This window comes from Biostraticola tofi (assembly GCF_004343195.1).
GTDB classification, from domain to species: Bacteria; Pseudomonadota; Gammaproteobacteria; order Enterobacterales; family Enterobacteriaceae; genus Biostraticola; species Biostraticola tofi.
The window spans coordinates 292,903-307,943 of the sequence record NZ_SMCR01000003.1 but is presented as its reverse complement, the minus strand read 5'-3'; the positions used below and the strand labels follow the sequence as shown (position 1 = coordinate 307,943).

Sequence of the window (15,041 nt, the reverse complement as noted above, 5' to 3'; positions counted from 1 at the left end):
AAGTCGCTCATCAGGGTTCTGCCGGCACGCAGCCTTCATCACCCCGCCCTGGTTAATTGTTGCTAACTGGCTAACAACAGCTCATGTGGCGTAACCAGAGGCATCGATTGGGTCGCCAGTGAAGTCAGAAGGCTCTTGACTGCTGCAGCGGACGGGGACAAAGGCATCCTGGATGACAGATTAAGCGTCAACGGTAAGGCCAGGCCCGGGCTGGTGATGCGTGACATCCAGGCATTGGCCGTGCGGACCACGGCAGAGGCGGATGATTCAGGCAGTACCGCTGCACCCATGCCGCTGGCGATCGCTGCACTCAACGTTGCTATCGCATCAATTTCACCGATGATTTTGGCACTGAGCCTACGAAGCGTAAACGCCTCAGCCATGCGTTTATGAATCGCTGAGAAATCGCGTGCCAGAAATAATTGCCGTAGCGCTACCTCATTCAGCTCGATATTTTTGCCCGGGTTATCATGGGTGCCTACCAGATAAAGGTCTTCCTTTAACAGCGTGACGCTGTTAATACCCTGATATGTCGCCGGATCGTAATGAATTGCCATATCCAGGTGACCATTGCTGACTTTCTCATTCAACACCAAAGAACTGTTTTCGTGCAGATTGATAGTCAACAGGGGAAACTTTGCACGCACCGATTGCAGTAGCGGCATGATCAATGGACAGGACGAAGTGCCTGGCGCTATGCCGATGGACACCTGGCCATTTACCACCTGCCCTACATTACCCACCGCTTTCTGCGCCAATTCACACTGCTGTAGGATAGCCCGAGCATGAGAATAAAGGATCTTGCCGGCCTCGGTAGGCGTGACTCCGCGTTTAGTCCTGATAAGCAACTTCTGTGAAAGTTCACCCTCGAGGGTAGCAACCTGTTGACTCAGCGCTGGCTGGGCAATATGCAACACTTCCGCCGCCTGCGTCAGGCTACCGATATCGACGATTTTTACAAAGTATTTGAGTCGTCTTAAATTCATGTCTGCCCCCATCGCAATTCTGCCATTACTTACTCAGAAATATATGCAATAACCGGACCAATCAATGCTTAAAAGCGTAAAAGGATGCTGACTAAGGGATTTTGACTTTGAATAAGAATAAGTTATGACGCTAAAACCATCTGTGGCGGGATTTAACAGCGGCCAATTCATGCGTCCACGCAACAACTTATGCACCATCAGGACGCACGATGCCCCAGAATGCAGGGTCCAATAGCTTTGGGCTGTATTACGCTTCAAGGTCACTATCAGGCTGATGGCAGCTGATGGGAACGCCAGCGGTCGCTGCGCTATCAACCTGAGTTGGAACGAATGCGTTGTCACAACCGTCGGCCTCTGACCGTATAGTGCGATACCAGAAAATAAAGGAGTTTGATTAACCGTTGATTACTGGGGGAATATTTTGGTAACAATCAGAGAGTGATGAAGCAGATATGCCGCTGAGAGTGAAGTGGCGGAGGAGTAGAGATTCGAACTCTAGAACGCTTTCGCGTCGCCGGTTTTCAAGACCGGTGCCTTCAACCACTCGGCCACTCCTCCGCAATGACGCGCACTATAAACAGACTCGATTCGCTTGTAAAGCTTGTTTTCATTCAATTGCTTTAAAAATCAGCAGCAGACGCTTAAGCGGATAATCTTTGCGCATTTACGGGCATTCGTAAGGCACCGACAGCGTAAAGAAGGGTAAAACGTGTAGGACCGCTGCCATCAACCCACTAATCTGTCTATTAAATGTTAATCGCTACACTACTAACCACGGGGTAAAACAATGGATCGTTTAGTTGCGACTTCCTCGCGTGAGCGTTCTTTATTAAGTACGCATAAAGTGCTCCGCAATACGTACTTTCTTTTATCACTGACGCTGGGTTTCTCGGCGTTAACAGCGACCGCCAGCACCTTGCTGCAGCTTCCTGCGCCGGGTCTGCTGATCATGCTGGTTGGTTTTTACGGCCTGATGTTTCTGACCTATCGGCTGGCTGACCGTCCGGCGGGTATCCTGGCCACCTTTGCCCTGACGGGCTTTATGGGTTACACCCTGGGGCCAATGCTCAGTATGCTGATTGCCTCGGGGGCTGGTGAAGTCATCATGATGGCGCTGGGCGGTACGGCATTGGTGTTCTTCTGCTGTTCAGCCTATGTGCTGACAACCCGCAAGGACATGTCTTTCCTGTCTGGGATGATGATGACAGGTTTTGTGGTGCTGATCGTTGCCGTTATCGCCAATCTGTTCCTGCAGATTCCGGCGCTCTCTCTGGCGATAAGCGCACTGTTTATTCTGTTCTCATCGGGCGCTATTCTTTGGGAAACCAGTAATATCATCCACGGCGGCGAGACCAATTACATCCGCGCTACGGTCGGTTTGTATGTATCCATCTATAATATTTTTGTCAGCCTGCTGAGCATTCTCGGTATGTCTCGCAGCAACTGACGAGATGTCCACGGTAAAACAAGGCCCTGCTCTTGAGCGGGGCCTTGTTTTTTCCGCCGCTGCCCTTTGATACACTAGCTGATGCTACAAGGCTGAATTAGCGTCGCGTAATCGGAGGAACTGTGAACTTTAATGGGCTGGAAATCGAGACGGATAGCCAAGGCTATCTGAAAAACACCAAAGACTGGAATGAGGACCTGGCCCAGGCGATCGCGCGGCAGGAACAGATCGAACTGTCCGAATCCCACTGGCAAGTTATTCGGTTTGTGAGGAATTTCTATCTGGAATATAACACCTCACCGGCCATCAGGATGCTGGTTAAAGCCATGGCGCAGCAGTACGGCGAAGAAAAAGGCAACAGTCGCTATCTCTATCGCCTGTTCCCCAAAGGGCCAGCCAAACAGGCCACCAAAATAGCGGGATTACCAAAACCGGTTAACTGTATCTGAGCTTCAGTAGCGAATCTTGAATTCACTGTAGTCAGCCCCGCCCTTCGGCTCGGTCAATACTTTATCGACTCGGGCACTGTGCGGGCCCCCCTGTTTCAACCAGTTCAACAGCCGCTCTACGGTATCGGCTTCGCCGCAAGCTACGACCTCTACGCCGCCATCATCCTGATTACGGGCGTAGCCGGTCAGGCCCAGTTGCCTGGCCTGCTGCTGAGTGGCGTAGCGAAAACCTACCCCCTGTACCGCACCGTACACATAGGCGGCAACACATACTTTGCTCATACACTGCTCCAGTAGGCTTAACTATTTGCAATTAACACCACTTATTCGCAAAATGGCGCTCTTTCCCTAGGGTTTAGCATACTTCATGATGACAAAACGTCTATTTCTTGCCAAGGGCCGCGAAAAATCACTGCTTCGCCGCCATCCGTGGATCTTCTCTGGTGCAGTTCAGCGCATGGAAGGTAAGGCCGATTCAGGTGAAACCATTGATATTTGCGATGACAAAGGTAAATGGCTGGCGCGGGCAGCCTATTCGCCTCAATCGCAAATCCGGGCCAGGGTGTGGAGTTTCAACCCCGAAGAAGAAATTGATGTGGCTTTTTTTGTTCGGCGCCTTAATGCCGCCCAGCGCCTCAGAGACCTGCTGGCGGCCAGGGATGGGCTTGATGCCTATAGGCTTATCGCCGGCGAATCGGATGGTTTGCCTGGGATTACCATCGATCGTTACGGCGATTTTCTGGTGCTGCAACTGTTGTCCGCCGGTGCCGAATACCAGCGAGCCACGCTGATTCAGGCATTACAGCAATGCTACCCGGCATGTACGCTTTATGATCGTTCCGATGTCGCAGTGAGGAAAAAAGAAGGTCTGGAACCGACTCGTGGTCTGGTGACCGGTGATACGCCACCGTTACTGCTGACTATCTGCGAGCATGATATGAAGATCCTGGTGGATATTGCCGAGGGTCATAAAACCGGTTTTTATCTGGACCAGCGCGACAGCAGGCTGGCGGCGCGTAAATACGCAGCCAATCGGCGTGTGCTTAACTGTTTTTCCTATACTGGTGCATTTTCGGTCTCGGTTCTGAAAGGAAATTGCAGTCACGTCGTCAGCGTAGATACCTCTCAGCATGTGCTGGATATTGCCAGCCAAAACGTAGAATTAAACGGTCTGGACAGTAGTCGCGCCGAGTTCGTGCGCGACGATGTATTTCAGTTACTGCGCCGTTACCGTGAAGAAGGCAGGCAATTCGACCTCATTATCATGGATCCGCCCAAGTTTGTTGAAAACAAAAATCAGCTGGCCAGCGCCTGCCGCGGTTATAAAGACATCAATATGTTGGCAATGCAGCTACTGGCTCCGGAAGGTATCCTGATGACATTTTCCTGCTCTGGATTAATGACCACCGATTTGTTTCAGAAAATTATCGCTGACGCCGCTCTGGATGCGCACCGCGATGTCCAGTTTATCGAGCAGTTCCGTCAGGCAGCCGATCATCCGGTTATCGCCCCCTACCCCGAGGGTCTGTACCTGAAAGGGTTTGCCTGCCGGGTGCTTTAATTCGATAACCTCCCTTGAAAATACCTAGTTATCCCTCATATTAATAATAAGGTAGGTTTTCTCGGGAGGTGCTTATGATTGCCAGCAAATACGGTATCGGACAACAGGTTCGGCATAAACTGCTGGGCTATCTGGGTGTCATCATTGATGTTGACCCTGAATATTCTCTGGATAAGCCATCTCTGGACGAGATCGCCGCCGATGACAAGCTACGTACTGCACCCTGGTATCATGTGGTCATGGAAGATGATGACGGACAGCCGGTGCATACTTATCTTGCTGAGGTCCAGCTGGGCTATGAAGAATCACCGATTCATCCGGAACAATCTTCCCTGGATGAATTGGCTGAATCGGTCAGAGCCCAATTACAGGCTCCCCGGTTGAGAAATTGACGATAAAAACAATAGACGCGGGCTTTTAGCCCGCGTCATTTTTTGCACCCCAGTGAAAAAGGGGTGTCAGACCGATGCATCACATCCGGCGGGACAGTACATTTTCCAGGCCTAACCGGGGAATTTCAATCTTCGGACAGCGGTCCATTACCACTTTCATGCCGATATTCTTTGCCAAGACTGCGGCCTGCTCATTAATTACCCCCAACTGCATCCACAATACCCCTGCGTCTATTGCAATCGCTTCCTGGGTCAAATCATAAACCGCATCAGACCGCCTGAAGACGTCCACCATATCAATCTTGGCGGGAATATCCCCCAGGCTGGCATAGGTTTTCTGCCCCAGAATGTCTTTACCCGCAAGGGTCGGGTTGACCGGGAATACGTGATAGCCCTGGTGAAGAAGGTAAGCCATAACACCATAACTGGGGCGTGCCGGGTTGTCGCTTGCCCCTACAACAGCAACCGTTCGGACGGCGGTCAGAATGTCGGTAATTTCAGCATCTGTCATGACGATCCTCCAAAATAATTAGTGCATTAATTGTATACCATCCCGTATATAGCACGCCGTTTGGATCAATCGAAATATTATCAAAATAAAAATGAGTGTGACTAAATGCTACAAAAAATTTATGATGGGCAGGTCTGTCCTGAAACAGGATATTGTATTGGGTCAATGAGGAGACGCGATGAACTTCCTGCGCGCCATTGTCATCGGGATTTCCCTGGTAATCGGGTTCCCGGCTTTGGCGACCAGTCTGCAACTGCCTGAAGAGCTTGAGTTACTGATTGTCGATGGCAAGGCTTTAGGGGGCTCTCTACTCAGAGGCGCTGCCAGCCTGGAGCTGGAAAAAGGCCATCATCAGGTTGTGTTTACCCTTAAACAACGAGTGAGCGCTCCGGGCGATAAACAGCATCTTTATACCTCGCCGTTCATCATTATCACTTTCGACCCACTTAATGCTGCTCGGGTGAAATTCGAGTTACCGGCGCTGACCACGCAAAAGGAGGCTGAAAAGTTCAGTCGGCAACCGTCTGTAAAGCTGGTAGACCATCGGGGCACACCGGTCCAGGCCACTGTTGCTCGCCTGGATACCGATCGCCAAGGCTTGATGCAGGCGGTCAATAACTATAACCGCCGTCATGGACTTGAATCGTTGATTCACCCACAATCAACTCCCCAGGATATTGCCTCGTCGGTAGCGGCAAGGAAATCTCAATCGCCGGCTGAAAGTCAGACAGAACAGATGCTGCGCTTTTGGTTTCTGCAGGCTGATACGCCCACCCGCACCCGTTTTATGCGCTGGGCTGAGCATCACCAGTCAGACGAAATAACACCCCCCTCACATAAATGAGACTTTATTATCACCACGCCATCGTTTAACCCTATCCATTGAAACTCAGTTTCAGTAATCTGTGTCTTGCTTATCTTAAAAGGGAAAAGGAAATGGAGTTAACGACTCGCACCATTGCCGTACGTAAACACATCGCGCTGGTCGCCCATGATCATTGCAAACAATCGTTAATGAACTGGGTTTCAGCCAATAAAGCATTGCTTGCCGAACATGAACTTTACGCTACCGGCACCACCGGTAACCTGGTTGAGCGTAGTACCGGCCTATCGGTCAACAGTATGCTGAGTGGGCCGATGGGAGGAGATCAACAGGTAGGGGCGCTGATTTCCGAAGGCAAAATTGATGTAATGATCTTTTTCTGGGACCCGCTTAACGCGGTTCCACATGATCCGGACGTGAAGGCCCTGCTCCGTCTGGCAACGGTCTGGAATATCCCGGTCGCGACCAATCGTTCGACCGCAGATTTCCTGATAGCTTCAGCGCTGTTCAGCAGCTCGTTTGATATCGACATTCCTGACTATCAACGCTATCTGAAAGATCGCCTGCGCTAATGCAGATCACGGATTACGCGAGTAAACGGCGCCTAGTCGTAGCAATACATCAATAAACGCTGAGGGCGCATCGCTATCCTTTAACAGCCATACCTGTTGTTTGGCCCGCGTCAGGGCTACATAAAGCAACCGGCGCTCCTCGGCGTCGGGAAATGCCTCCGGTCGCGGCAACAGGGCCTGTTCTATCACTGACTCACGGGCCGGCGCGGGGAAACCATCCCGATCAGCTGACATGCCGGCAATAATCACATACTCAGCCTGCTGTCCTTTACTGGCATGGATAGTCATAAAATCAATGCTCAGCTTCGGCCAGCGGGTAGCGGCCTTATCAAGGATGGCCGGACGAAGATGGTGGTAACGCGCCAGCACCAGAATACAGTCTTCCGGCCGGGCATAGCCGCTCAGTTTATCCAGCAAAGGCTCAAGTCTGTCATCCGGTAATACCATCACCGATTTTTTTGTCCCTTTGGTCAGGCTTCCCAGCGGTTTTTTCAACTGAGCGGGATTTTGCAAAACGAAGCCGTTGGCAATTTCACCAATGCGTTGATTAAAACGATAAGTAGTATCCAGTGCAATCGGTTGTCCACCGCCGAAAGTCTCGGCGAAAGCCGTTGTCAGCGACAGTTCAGCGCCACTAAAACGATAAATGGCCTGCCAGTCATCACCAACGGCAAATAGACTGGTGCGCCGGTTCTGGTCCTTAATTGCGCTGAGCAAACGGGCTCGCTGAGGGGATATATCCTGAAACTCATCCACCAGGATATGTTTCCACGGGCTGATAAACCGCCCTTTCTGTACGATGTCTATGGCCTGATGGATAAGGCCGGAAAAATCGACCGCACCCTCTTCCTTCAGCGCCTGCTTCCAGGCTTTAAGCAGTGGCGCCAGCAGCCTGATGCGTTTTTGGAACTCATCGCGTATCTCCGCGGGTGCCAGCTCAATCATTTCAGCCTGACTGCCGCCCCGTGAACGAATAAGCTCGAGCCAGCGCTCAATCCGTACCGACAGCCGTTTGGCCAGCGCGTCGTTGTTCCAGTAATCATCCGGCGGCACCTCCCAGCCTAATTCTTCGGTCATCCACTGGCGCCATCCCTTGGCCTGCGCCTTCTTGGTAGCACACTGCTCTCGCCAGTGGGCAATGATCAGTGCCCGGCGTGCCTGGTCATCGGACTCAAGCTGAGTAATGCGCGGGGCTTTTTTACTGCCCTGCTGGATAATTGACAGGGCCAGGGCATGGAAGGTGCTGGCCTTGATGCCATTCACCTGCAGCCGTTGCCGGATCCGCTCATCCATTTCTCTGGCCGCCTGACGCCCGAAAGCCAGTAGCAGGATCTGTTCAGGATCCGCCTCGCGCCGCCGCAGAAGCCAGCCGGCCCTGGCCACCAGTACCGATGTTTTTCCGCTGCCGGCGCCTGCCAGCACCAGCAAAGAGGATTCCCCATTGACCACCGCTCGGCACTGCGACGGGTTCAGAGGCGAGCTTTCGACTTCATCGAAAAACGTCCGGTGGGTTTCCAGCATCCGGGAAGTCCACTGCTGATTGTGCAGTGTGATCATTTCCGGCCCCTGTTCGAGCCAGCGCAGGCAAAGCTGATAGTTTTCCCGGCAGGCAACGAATTCATCCAGTCTTGCCACCGGCAGCGGCAGAGCGGAAAACGCCTCAAGGATGTCCTTTTGCAGGGTGCCCAACCGATCGGCGTTAAACCATGCATCACGCTCGGTTGTCTGTGTTATTGCAGCGGCCTGTTTTTCCAGGACCTGAACGCAGACCACGCTCATTTCGCTGCTCCACTCCTGCCAGGATTTCTGCAGATAGTGATAAAATTGCTGGGTTTCCTGCCATTGGGTGCCATGCAGACGAACAACTTTATCCTCTGGCAGGACAAATTCCAGTTCTCCCCAGACGATACCGCGTTTGCAGTGAATAGCCAGTATCTGATTAAACGGAATGAGATACTGATGTTTATCGCCACTGACCTCCACGCCGGCGTGTAACAGACGCACCCGGTTATAAGGATGCTGGGCGAGGTGTTTACCAAAAGAGGTCGCTTTAAGTTCCATAAGTCTGGCAGGTTCCCGGTCATTGATGCGTCTAGGGTTAGTGTAACCGTATTAAGTTGTCCTGCTCCAGTCTGGAAATCAGGGTAGAATAATCAGGTGCCGGCACGGATGCTTGATTTCATTGATTAAACGCCCTCGGGGGCTCTGGGTGATTATGCGTACAATACTTAACATTCTTAATTTTTTCATGGGTGGAGTCTTCACCACACTGGCCTGGCTGTTGGCAACGGTAATAAGCATCCTGCTGATCTTCAGCTGGCCCTTTAGCCGATCCTGCTGGGAAATAACCAAACTCTCCCTGGTCCCCTTCGGCAACACCACGGTGCATGTCGATCAACTGGACCCGGCCGGACGTAATGCCTTGCTGTCGGCCGGCGGGACGCTGCTCAATGTACTGTGGTTTATCTTTTTCGGCTGGTGGCTTTGCCTGTCCCATATCCTGACCGGGGTAGCACAGTGCCTGACGATCATCGGCATTCCGCTCGGTATCGCCAATTTCAAACTGGCATTAATCGCACTATGGCCAGTCGGGCAGCGCGTGGTGCCGGTAGACAGCACCGGCTTCAATTGATGACGACCTTCAAGGACCCAGCGTGAGCACTCTCTCATCAGGGATGCGCGGTCTGGCATTCAACAGCCGCTGGCGCTATAACCTGCGAATATTTATTGCCCTGGGAGGCGCGGCGGCGCTGCCCTGGTGGCTCGACATGACCATGCTGACCATTCCCCTGACCCTAGGGGTCGTCGCCGCTGCATTGGCTGACCTGGACGACAGGCTCAGCGGACGCCTGCGCAATCTGCTGATTACCCTGGTCAGTTTTTTCGTCGCCGCGGTCTGTATCGAGCTGCTTTATCCCTACCCCTGGTTTTTTATCATCGGTCTGGCGGTATCTACCTGCGGTTTTATCCTGCTGGGCGCGTTGGGACAGCGCTATGCGACCATCGCCTTCGGCGCGTTGCTTATTGCAGTCTATACCATGCTCGGCGCCACTCTGTATCAGAACTGGTATCTCCAGCCGTTGCTGCTGATTACCGGCGCAATCTGGTACAACCTGCTGACACTGATAGGGCATGGCCTGTTTCCCATCCGCCCGCTGCAGGATAACCTTGCCCGTTGCTATCACTCGCTATCGTTGTATCTCGACGCCAAAGCCAGTCTTTTCGATCCTGATATCGATGAAACCGATGATCGGCCGCTGATTGACGTTGCAATGGCCAACAGCCGCATGGTCGAGTCGCTCAACCAGACCAAAGCCTCACTGTTGACCCGTTTGCGTGGCGATCGCGGGCAGCGCGGCACCCGCCGGACCCTGCATTATTACTTTGTGCTGCAGGATATTCATGAGCGGGTCAGCTCGGCACATGTGCAGTACGGCCGCTTGCGTGAACAGTTGCGCCACAGTGATGTACTGTTCCGCTTTCAGCGATTGCTGGCAATGCAGGCCAAGGCCTGCGAAAAACTGAGCCAGTCGATACTCGCCCATCAACAATATCAGCATGACAGCCGGTTTGATTCGGTTTTCAGTCACCTGACGGCCGCTATCGGCCGCATAGGCGAACCCGGTCAGGTCAAAACGCTGATGCATCTGCTCAGCAATCTGCGGGCCATTGACGCACAACTGGCAACGATAGAGTCCGAACAGACCATTGCCGAACACAGCCCGGAGGAAAACAATCTTTCGGACGATAAACTCACCGGTTGGGCCGATATTCGCACCCGGCTGAGGCTCAACCTGAGTCCGGAATCAGCGCTGTTTCGCCACGCGGTGCGCATGTCGGTGGTGCTGTGCGCGGGCTATACCTTCATCCAGCTCAGCGGCATGCATTATGGCTACTGGATAATGCTGACCAGCCTGTTTGTCTGCCAGCCAAACTATCAGGCGACCCGGCGACGGCTGGCGCTGCGTATCGCAGGCACCATCGCCGGAATACTGATTGGTCTGCCTATATTGTATTTTGTGCCCTCGGTCGAGGGCCAGCTATTGCTAATCGTCGTCAGCGGAACGCTTTTTTTTGCCTTTCGAAATGTCCAGTATGCGCAGGCTACTATGTTCATTACCCTGCTGGTGATGCTGTGTTTCAATTTGCTGGGAGAAGGCTTCGAGGTTGCACTGCCGCGGGTATTCGATACTTTCCTCGGCTGCGCCATCGCCTGGGCGGCGGTGACATTTATCTGGCCCGATTGGCGCTTCCGCCATCTGCCGTCGGTATTGGAGCGCAGTCTGGCGGCCAATTGCCGCTACCTGGATGCCATACTGACTCAGTATCACCAAGGTAAGGATAACCGACTGGAGTACCGAATTGCCCGTCGAGACGCTCATAACCGCGATGCGGAACTGGCTTCGGTCGTCTCTAATATGTCTGCTGAACCGAAAACAGGCCGGGAGATGCTTGAACCGGCCTTTCGTCTGCTTTGTCTTAATCACACTCTGCTAAGCTATATTTCAACCCTGGGTGCCCACCGTGACAAACTGCCTAATGCTCAGGTGCTGCAGATTCTGGATGATGCCGCCCGTTATCTCGATGATGCCGTGCAACACTCGGCGGAATTTGCCGACCGGCTTAAGCAACAGCTGGAACAGTTGATGAGCAGAATACGGTCGACAGCTCCAGATAGCGAATCCCGGGAACAGCTGGTACTGCAGCAGGTCGGACTATTACTGGCGCTTATTCCTGAGCTGACCTTACTGAAACGAGAGATCGGCAAAGCGCCGTTTGCGCACGGCTAACGGCTAGACTGCCGCCTCAGGCAGCCCGCCGTAGCTCCCTTGGCGTGGTCCGGTCAATGGCAGGCATGGTGCTGGTACCATTCCATCAGTGCGGCGCGCTGTCCCGGCGGCAGGGCTGCGGCATGTCGACCCGCCAGCGCACCCTCCAGCGCAAACAGGACGGTGATGTTGAGCTGCTGTTTGATCTTTTTCAGTTTGAGATAACAGCTTTTGGCTCCGCAGGCCCGCAGGGTTTCGACATCCTGGATACCCGCCTTCCACAACAGGCGCTCAATACCCTGGCCTATATTGGGCAGGTCCTTCAGCCGCTGATTATCGAGCCTTGACTGACGATCCCGCCGTGCCTCTTCCAGCGCGTGGCCAGCCAGACACAGCAGCACATCGTGCTGCCGCCATAAATTATCACTGACGCGAAAATAGTTCAGTGATACCGGAATCCCGCGTTTGGTATAAATCAGTCGTTCCATTCCCCTGGACATAAAGTGCTGCTCACTACGCCGGGTAGCGCGCAGCGACAGTTCCCCCTCCAGGATCAGGCCGAACATCAGTTGATCGGCAGCCAGACTGTAGCCGCCGAACTGCGAACGGGTGGTGATGGTTCCCAGAGGGCTAAAAAGTGAAATTGCCTGCATTATCTGTGGTTTGACTGAAGCTTGCATGTTGTTCTCCCTGTAAATTAACGCGTGATCAAAGATCCTTTTCGCGACAAGCCATAAAAAAATACGGTTTTATTTTGTGCTGAACAATCTAATTCGCTGTTCAGCTTACATATCTGGTAATTCTGCGATCAAGGTTGAACATTTAAGGTTGATTTCTACTTTGAACATCAGTACTGTGTTTATGTACAGCTATATAAATAACCAGGGGCTTTCATCAAATGCGCACTCAACTTCAACACCCTTTTTCTGCCGAAAAGCCGACAGCGATGGACACCGCGTCGGATCATGTTCATTCAGGCCAAGGACAGGGGATAATCAGTGAAGTGGTTTATTTTGATGATCAGCAGGCCGTCGGGCATATTCTGCTGCCGCTGTTGCGCCAGCTGGGTAAACAGTCCCGCTGGTTATTGTGGCTGACCTCTTCCAGGAAGTTAAGCCGGCTATGGCTGGAACAATCCGGGCTACCGCTCGGCAAAGTGGTTCAACTTCGCGAATCGCCCGCATTCGATACGATCGCCAGCATGGAAAAAGCGCTGCTGACCGGAAATTACAGTGCCGTTCTAGGCTGGTTTCCCCAGGAACTCACTGAAGAAGAGAGGGTAAGACTTCGTGATGCGGCACAGCGTGGAGGATCATTTGGCTTCGTCATGTACCCGCAAAAGGGATTTTCCCGGCAATCTGGACAGTTTCCAAGCTTAAAAATTCAGTCAACTTTGTATCATTAAGTAAATTTAGGATTTTTCTCAGTAGCACCGCAAATGTCGATTGGTAAGGAAAGCCAAAGTGTTGGGGATCCAGCAGACACGCGGTTCCGCGATGTTTTCTTAGGTTAACTTACTCATTATTTTTTGCCAAATAAAGACATTTCAATGTCAATTATGACGCTCAGTTGTTTAATGGCTTACTACATCATACTTGTAAGTTTTCCACTTCGTTGTAGACTTTAATTCGCCAGGTTGCTCTATAACGCCAATGTGATGGCGATGTACAAACGCAGAGCACTGACTCTGGCAATGGATATGTAAATTAGCTTTATAAGCTCATTGCCTATTTGGATGATAACGAGGCGCAAAAAATGAAAAAGACAGCTATCGCACTTGCAGTGGCACTAGCGGGTTTCGCTACCGTAGCGCAAGCCGCTCCGAAAGATGATACCTGGTATACAGGTGGTAAACTGGGCTGGTCTCAGTTCCATGATACCGGTTTTTACGGCAACGGTTATAACAGCAGCATCGGCAACGGTCCTACCCGTGACGACCAATTAGGTGCTGGTGCTTTCCTGGGCTATCAGGCAAATCCTTACCTGGGTTTTGAACTGGGTTATGATTGGCTTGGCCGTATGGCTTATAAAGGCAGCGTGAACAACGGTGCTTTTAAAGCTCAGGGTATTTCATTAGCCGCCAAACTCAGCTACCCGCTGACCGACGATCTGGACATCTACACCCGTCTGGGCGGTATGGTATGGCGTGCTGATTCCAAAGCAGCTTATAACAACGGTGCCAATGGTCGTCTGAGCAATGATGACACCGGCGTTTCTCCGTTGGCAGCAGTAGGCTTTGAATATGCGCTGACCAAAAACTGGGCCACCCGTCTGGACTACCAGTTCGTCAGCAACATCGGCGATGCAGGCACCGTTGGCGCCCGTCCTGATAACACCTTGCTGTCTGTAGGCGTTGCTTACCGTTTCGGCCAGGATGAAGCAGCACCGGCACCGGCTCCGGCTCCAGCCCCGGCTCCAGTTGTTGAAACCAAGCGTTTCACCCTGAAGTCTGATGTGCTGTTCAACTTCGACAAATCTTCCCTGAAACCGGAAGGCCGCCAAGCTCTGGATCAACTGTACTCCCAGTTGAGCTCACTGGATCCTAAAGATGGTTCTGTTGTTGTTCTGGGCTTTACCGACCGTATCGGTTCTGACCAATACAACCAGAAACTGTCTCAGGAACGTGCTCAGAGCGTCGTGAGCTACCTGGTATCCAAGGGTATCCCTTCCGACAAGATCTCCGCACGTGGCATGGGTGAAAACAACCCGGTTACCGGCGATACTTGTAACAGCGTGAAAGGCCGTGCTGCAGTCATCAGCTGCCTGGCACCGGATCGTCGCGTAGAGATCGAAGTTAAAGGTATCAAAGACGTTGTAACTCAGCCTCAGGCATAAGTTATCCACGCGTGATACAGAAAACCCCGCTTCGGCGGGGTTTTTTATGGGCTGCACGTTACTATATTATACGGGTAACCTACTGGCTATTTTCGCCGGCTTAGGTCTTTAGGGTTTAGGTTCGCCGAGAATGGCTTTCAAGTCCTGTTTCAAAGACGACATTTGCTTGTCATATTTTTCTTTGCGTTCTGCATCTTCAATCAGATTGACGATGGTATCTGAAAGGGTCGATCCCCGCCGCTGCGCCAGACCCGCCAGCCGTTGCCAAACCAGAAACTCCAGATCAATGGATTTCTTGCGGGTATGGATATGTTCGGCATTGAAATGGCGTTTTCGCCGGGCGCGGATGGTCTGCTTCATGCGATTTTCGAGCGCCGGATTCATAAATTCAGTTATCCATTTAAGGATTTTTTCGGGCTGGTGCTCGAGAGTGATTAAATAGCCGATGGCTTCTTCTGCTGCGCTGTCCTCAAGCAATGAGGTAATACGCTCACCTTCCCGATGTTTTTTGATCAGATATTTCCACTTCCATCCGGTTTCCAGATTTTCCAGTTGCTGGTATTTCATGAGAAGGGTGCCTGTGACCGCGTAACGTTGAGCAAATAATAACAGTTTTGCTGATGAATACCTTAGTAAAATATTTTTATTGATGATTTTTCGACCATATCCAGAGCGTCGCTCGGAAAAACGGTCAGT

General features: G+C 52.1%; 16 protein-coding genes and 1 tRNA gene. 10 read left to right on the top strand and 7 right to left on the bottom strand.

All coding sequences use genetic code 11. The features are described from left to right. Positions 1–62: 62 nt before the first annotated feature. The gene (nac, locus tag EDC52_RS08755) at positions 63–986 is read right to left on the bottom strand and encodes a nitrogen assimilation transcriptional regulator NAC (protein WP_131864948.1); all 924 of its coding nucleotides are present in this window, start codon (positions 984–986) and stop codon (positions 63–65) included. Between the two features lie 470 nt (positions 987–1,456). Continuing rightward, positions 1,457–1,544, bottom strand: a tRNA-Ser gene (locus EDC52_RS08750). Positions 1,545–1,773: 229 nt separating this feature from the next. Between EDC52_RS08750 and yccA the strand changes: the two genes are divergently transcribed. Together yccA and tusE are read left to right on the top strand one after the other, a co-directional pair. Beyond that, the gene (yccA, locus tag EDC52_RS08745) at positions 1,774–2,433 is read left to right on the top strand and encodes an FtsH protease modulator YccA (protein WP_131864947.1); all 660 of its coding nucleotides are present in this window, start codon (positions 1,774–1,776) and stop codon (positions 2,431–2,433) included. Between the two features lie 122 nt (positions 2,434–2,555). Beyond that, on the top strand, positions 2,556–2,882 hold the full coding sequence (tusE, locus tag EDC52_RS08740; RefSeq protein ID WP_131864946.1) for a sulfurtransferase TusE: 327 nt from the start codon (positions 2,556–2,558) through the stop codon (positions 2,880–2,882). A 3-nt stretch (positions 2,883–2,885) separates the two neighbouring features. Here tusE and yccX read toward each other — a convergent pair whose 3' ends face one another. Further along, positions 2,886–3,164 carry an acylphosphatase gene (yccX, locus tag EDC52_RS08735; RefSeq protein ID WP_131864945.1) on the bottom strand — a complete coding sequence of 93 codons (279 nt, stop codon included), beginning with the start codon at positions 3,162–3,164 and terminating at the stop codon, positions 2,886–2,888. 88 nt (positions 3,165–3,252) lie between these two features. Here yccX and rlmI point away from each other — a divergent pair, with 88 nt between their 5' ends. Together rlmI and hspQ are read left to right on the top strand one after the other, a co-directional pair. Beyond that, on the top strand, positions 3,253–4,443 hold the full coding sequence (rlmI, locus tag EDC52_RS08730) for a 23S rRNA (cytosine(1962)-C(5))-methyltransferase RlmI (protein WP_131865149.1): 1,191 nt from the start codon (positions 3,253–3,255) through the stop codon (positions 4,441–4,443). A 74-nt stretch (positions 4,444–4,517) separates the two neighbouring features. Beyond that, positions 4,518–4,835 carry a heat shock protein HspQ gene (gene hspQ / locus EDC52_RS08725; protein WP_131864944.1) on the top strand — a complete coding sequence of 106 codons (318 nt, stop codon included), beginning with the start codon at positions 4,518–4,520 and terminating at the stop codon, positions 4,833–4,835. Between the two features lie 79 nt (positions 4,836–4,914). On the opposite strand, the gene EDC52_RS08720 is transcribed toward hspQ, so the two are convergent. Then, on the bottom strand, positions 4,915–5,346 hold the full coding sequence (locus tag EDC52_RS08720; protein WP_131864943.1) for a CoA-binding protein: 432 nt from the start codon (positions 5,344–5,346) through the stop codon (positions 4,915–4,917). 178 nt (positions 5,347–5,524) lie between these two features. Between EDC52_RS08720 and EDC52_RS08715 the strand changes: the two genes are divergently transcribed. Together EDC52_RS08715 and mgsA are read left to right on the top strand one after the other, a co-directional pair. Further along, positions 5,525–6,190: a YccT family protein gene (locus tag EDC52_RS08715; protein WP_131864942.1), complete on the top strand. Its 666-nt coding sequence runs from the start codon at positions 5,525–5,527 to the stop codon at positions 6,188–6,190. Positions 6,191–6,282: 92 nt separating this feature from the next. Next, positions 6,283–6,741, top strand: a complete 459-nt coding sequence (mgsA, locus tag EDC52_RS08710) for a methylglyoxal synthase (RefSeq protein ID WP_131864941.1) — start codon at positions 6,283–6,285, stop codon at positions 6,739–6,741. 6 nt (positions 6,742–6,747) lie between these two features. Here mgsA and helD read toward each other — a convergent pair whose 3' ends face one another. Continuing rightward, the gene (helD, locus tag EDC52_RS08705) at positions 6,748–8,802 is read right to left on the bottom strand and encodes a DNA helicase IV (RefSeq protein WP_131864940.1); all 2,055 of its coding nucleotides are present in this window, start codon (positions 8,800–8,802) and stop codon (positions 6,748–6,750) included. Between the two features lie 154 nt (positions 8,803–8,956). On the opposite strand from helD, the gene EDC52_RS08700 reads away from it, so the two are divergent. Both EDC52_RS08700 and yccS read left to right on the top strand, forming a co-directional pair. Then, positions 8,957–9,373, top strand: a complete 417-nt coding sequence (locus tag EDC52_RS08700; RefSeq protein ID WP_131864939.1) for a YccF domain-containing protein — start codon at positions 8,957–8,959, stop codon at positions 9,371–9,373. Positions 9,374–9,395: 22 nt separating this feature from the next. Further along, entirely contained in the window at positions 9,396–11,531 is a 2,136-nt protein-coding gene (gene yccS, locus EDC52_RS08695; protein ID WP_131864938.1) for a YccS family putative transporter, read from the top strand. A gap of 53 nt (positions 11,532–11,584) precedes the next feature. On the opposite strand, the gene EDC52_RS08690 is transcribed toward yccS, so the two are convergent. Further along, entirely contained in the window at positions 11,585–12,190 is a 606-nt protein-coding gene (locus EDC52_RS08690) for a TfoX/Sxy family DNA transformation protein (RefSeq protein WP_131864937.1), read from the bottom strand. A 218-nt stretch (positions 12,191–12,408) separates the two neighbouring features. Here EDC52_RS08690 and sulA point away from each other — a divergent pair, with 218 nt between their 5' ends. Together sulA and ompA are read left to right on the top strand one after the other, a co-directional pair. Continuing rightward, positions 12,409–12,915, top strand: coding sequence for an SOS-induced cell division inhibitor SulA (gene sulA / locus EDC52_RS08685; protein WP_131864936.1), 507 nt, complete (start codon positions 12,409–12,411; stop codon positions 12,913–12,915). A gap of 350 nt (positions 12,916–13,265) precedes the next feature. Next, complete coding sequence (ompA, locus tag EDC52_RS08680; RefSeq protein ID WP_131864935.1) at positions 13,266–14,345, top strand: porin OmpA; 1,080 nt, start codon at positions 13,266–13,268, stop codon at positions 14,343–14,345. A 108-nt stretch (positions 14,346–14,453) separates the two neighbouring features. On the opposite strand, the gene matP is transcribed toward ompA, so the two are convergent. Continuing rightward, a complete protein-coding gene (matP, locus tag EDC52_RS08675; protein ID WP_131864934.1) occupies positions 14,454–14,912 on the bottom strand; it encodes a macrodomain Ter protein MatP in 459 nt (152 codons plus the stop codon). Positions 14,913–15,041: the final 129 nt, after the last annotated feature.

What these genes read in the sequence shown, in the direction of transcription:
- EDC52_RS08700 (WP_131864939.1), top strand. Translation starts at nt 8,957, where the DNA reads ATGCGTACAATACTTAACATTCTTAATTTTTTCATGGGTGGAGTCTTC.
- mgsA (WP_131864941.1), top strand. Translation starts at nt 6,283, where the DNA reads ATGGAGTTAACGACTCGCACCATTGCCGTACGTAAACACATCGCGCTG.
- helD (WP_131864940.1), bottom strand. Translation starts at nt 8,802, where the DNA reads ATGGAACTTAAAGCGACCTCTTTTGGTAAACACCTCGCCCAGCATCCT.
- EDC52_RS08720 (WP_131864943.1), bottom strand. Translation starts at nt 5,346, where the DNA reads ATGACAGATGCTGAAATTACCGACATTCTGACCGCCGTCCGAACGGTT.
- EDC52_RS08690 (WP_131864937.1), bottom strand. Translation starts at nt 12,190, where the DNA reads ATGCAAGCTTCAGTCAAACCACAGATAATGCAGGCAATTTCACTTTTT.
- sulA (WP_131864936.1), top strand. Translation starts at nt 12,409, where the DNA reads ATGCGCACTCAACTTCAACACCCTTTTTCTGCCGAAAAGCCGACAGCG.
- matP (WP_131864934.1), bottom strand. Translation starts at nt 14,912, where the DNA reads ATGAAATACCAGCAACTGGAAAATCTGGAAACCGGATGGAAGTGGAAA.
- nac (WP_131864948.1), bottom strand. Translation starts at nt 986, where the DNA reads ATGAATTTAAGACGACTCAAATACTTTGTAAAAATCGTCGATATCGGT.
- yccA (WP_131864947.1), top strand. Translation starts at nt 1,774, where the DNA reads ATGGATCGTTTAGTTGCGACTTCCTCGCGTGAGCGTTCTTTATTAAGT.
- ompA (WP_131864935.1), top strand. Translation starts at nt 13,266, where the DNA reads ATGAAAAAGACAGCTATCGCACTTGCAGTGGCACTAGCGGGTTTCGCT.
- yccX (WP_131864945.1), bottom strand. Translation starts at nt 3,164, where the DNA reads ATGAGCAAAGTATGTGTTGCCGCCTATGTGTACGGTGCGGTACAGGGG.
- rlmI (WP_131865149.1), top strand. Translation starts at nt 3,253, where the DNA reads ATGACAAAACGTCTATTTCTTGCCAAGGGCCGCGAAAAATCACTGCTT.
- EDC52_RS08715 (WP_131864942.1), top strand. Translation starts at nt 5,525, where the DNA reads ATGAACTTCCTGCGCGCCATTGTCATCGGGATTTCCCTGGTAATCGGG.
- hspQ (WP_131864944.1), top strand. Translation starts at nt 4,518, where the DNA reads ATGATTGCCAGCAAATACGGTATCGGACAACAGGTTCGGCATAAACTG.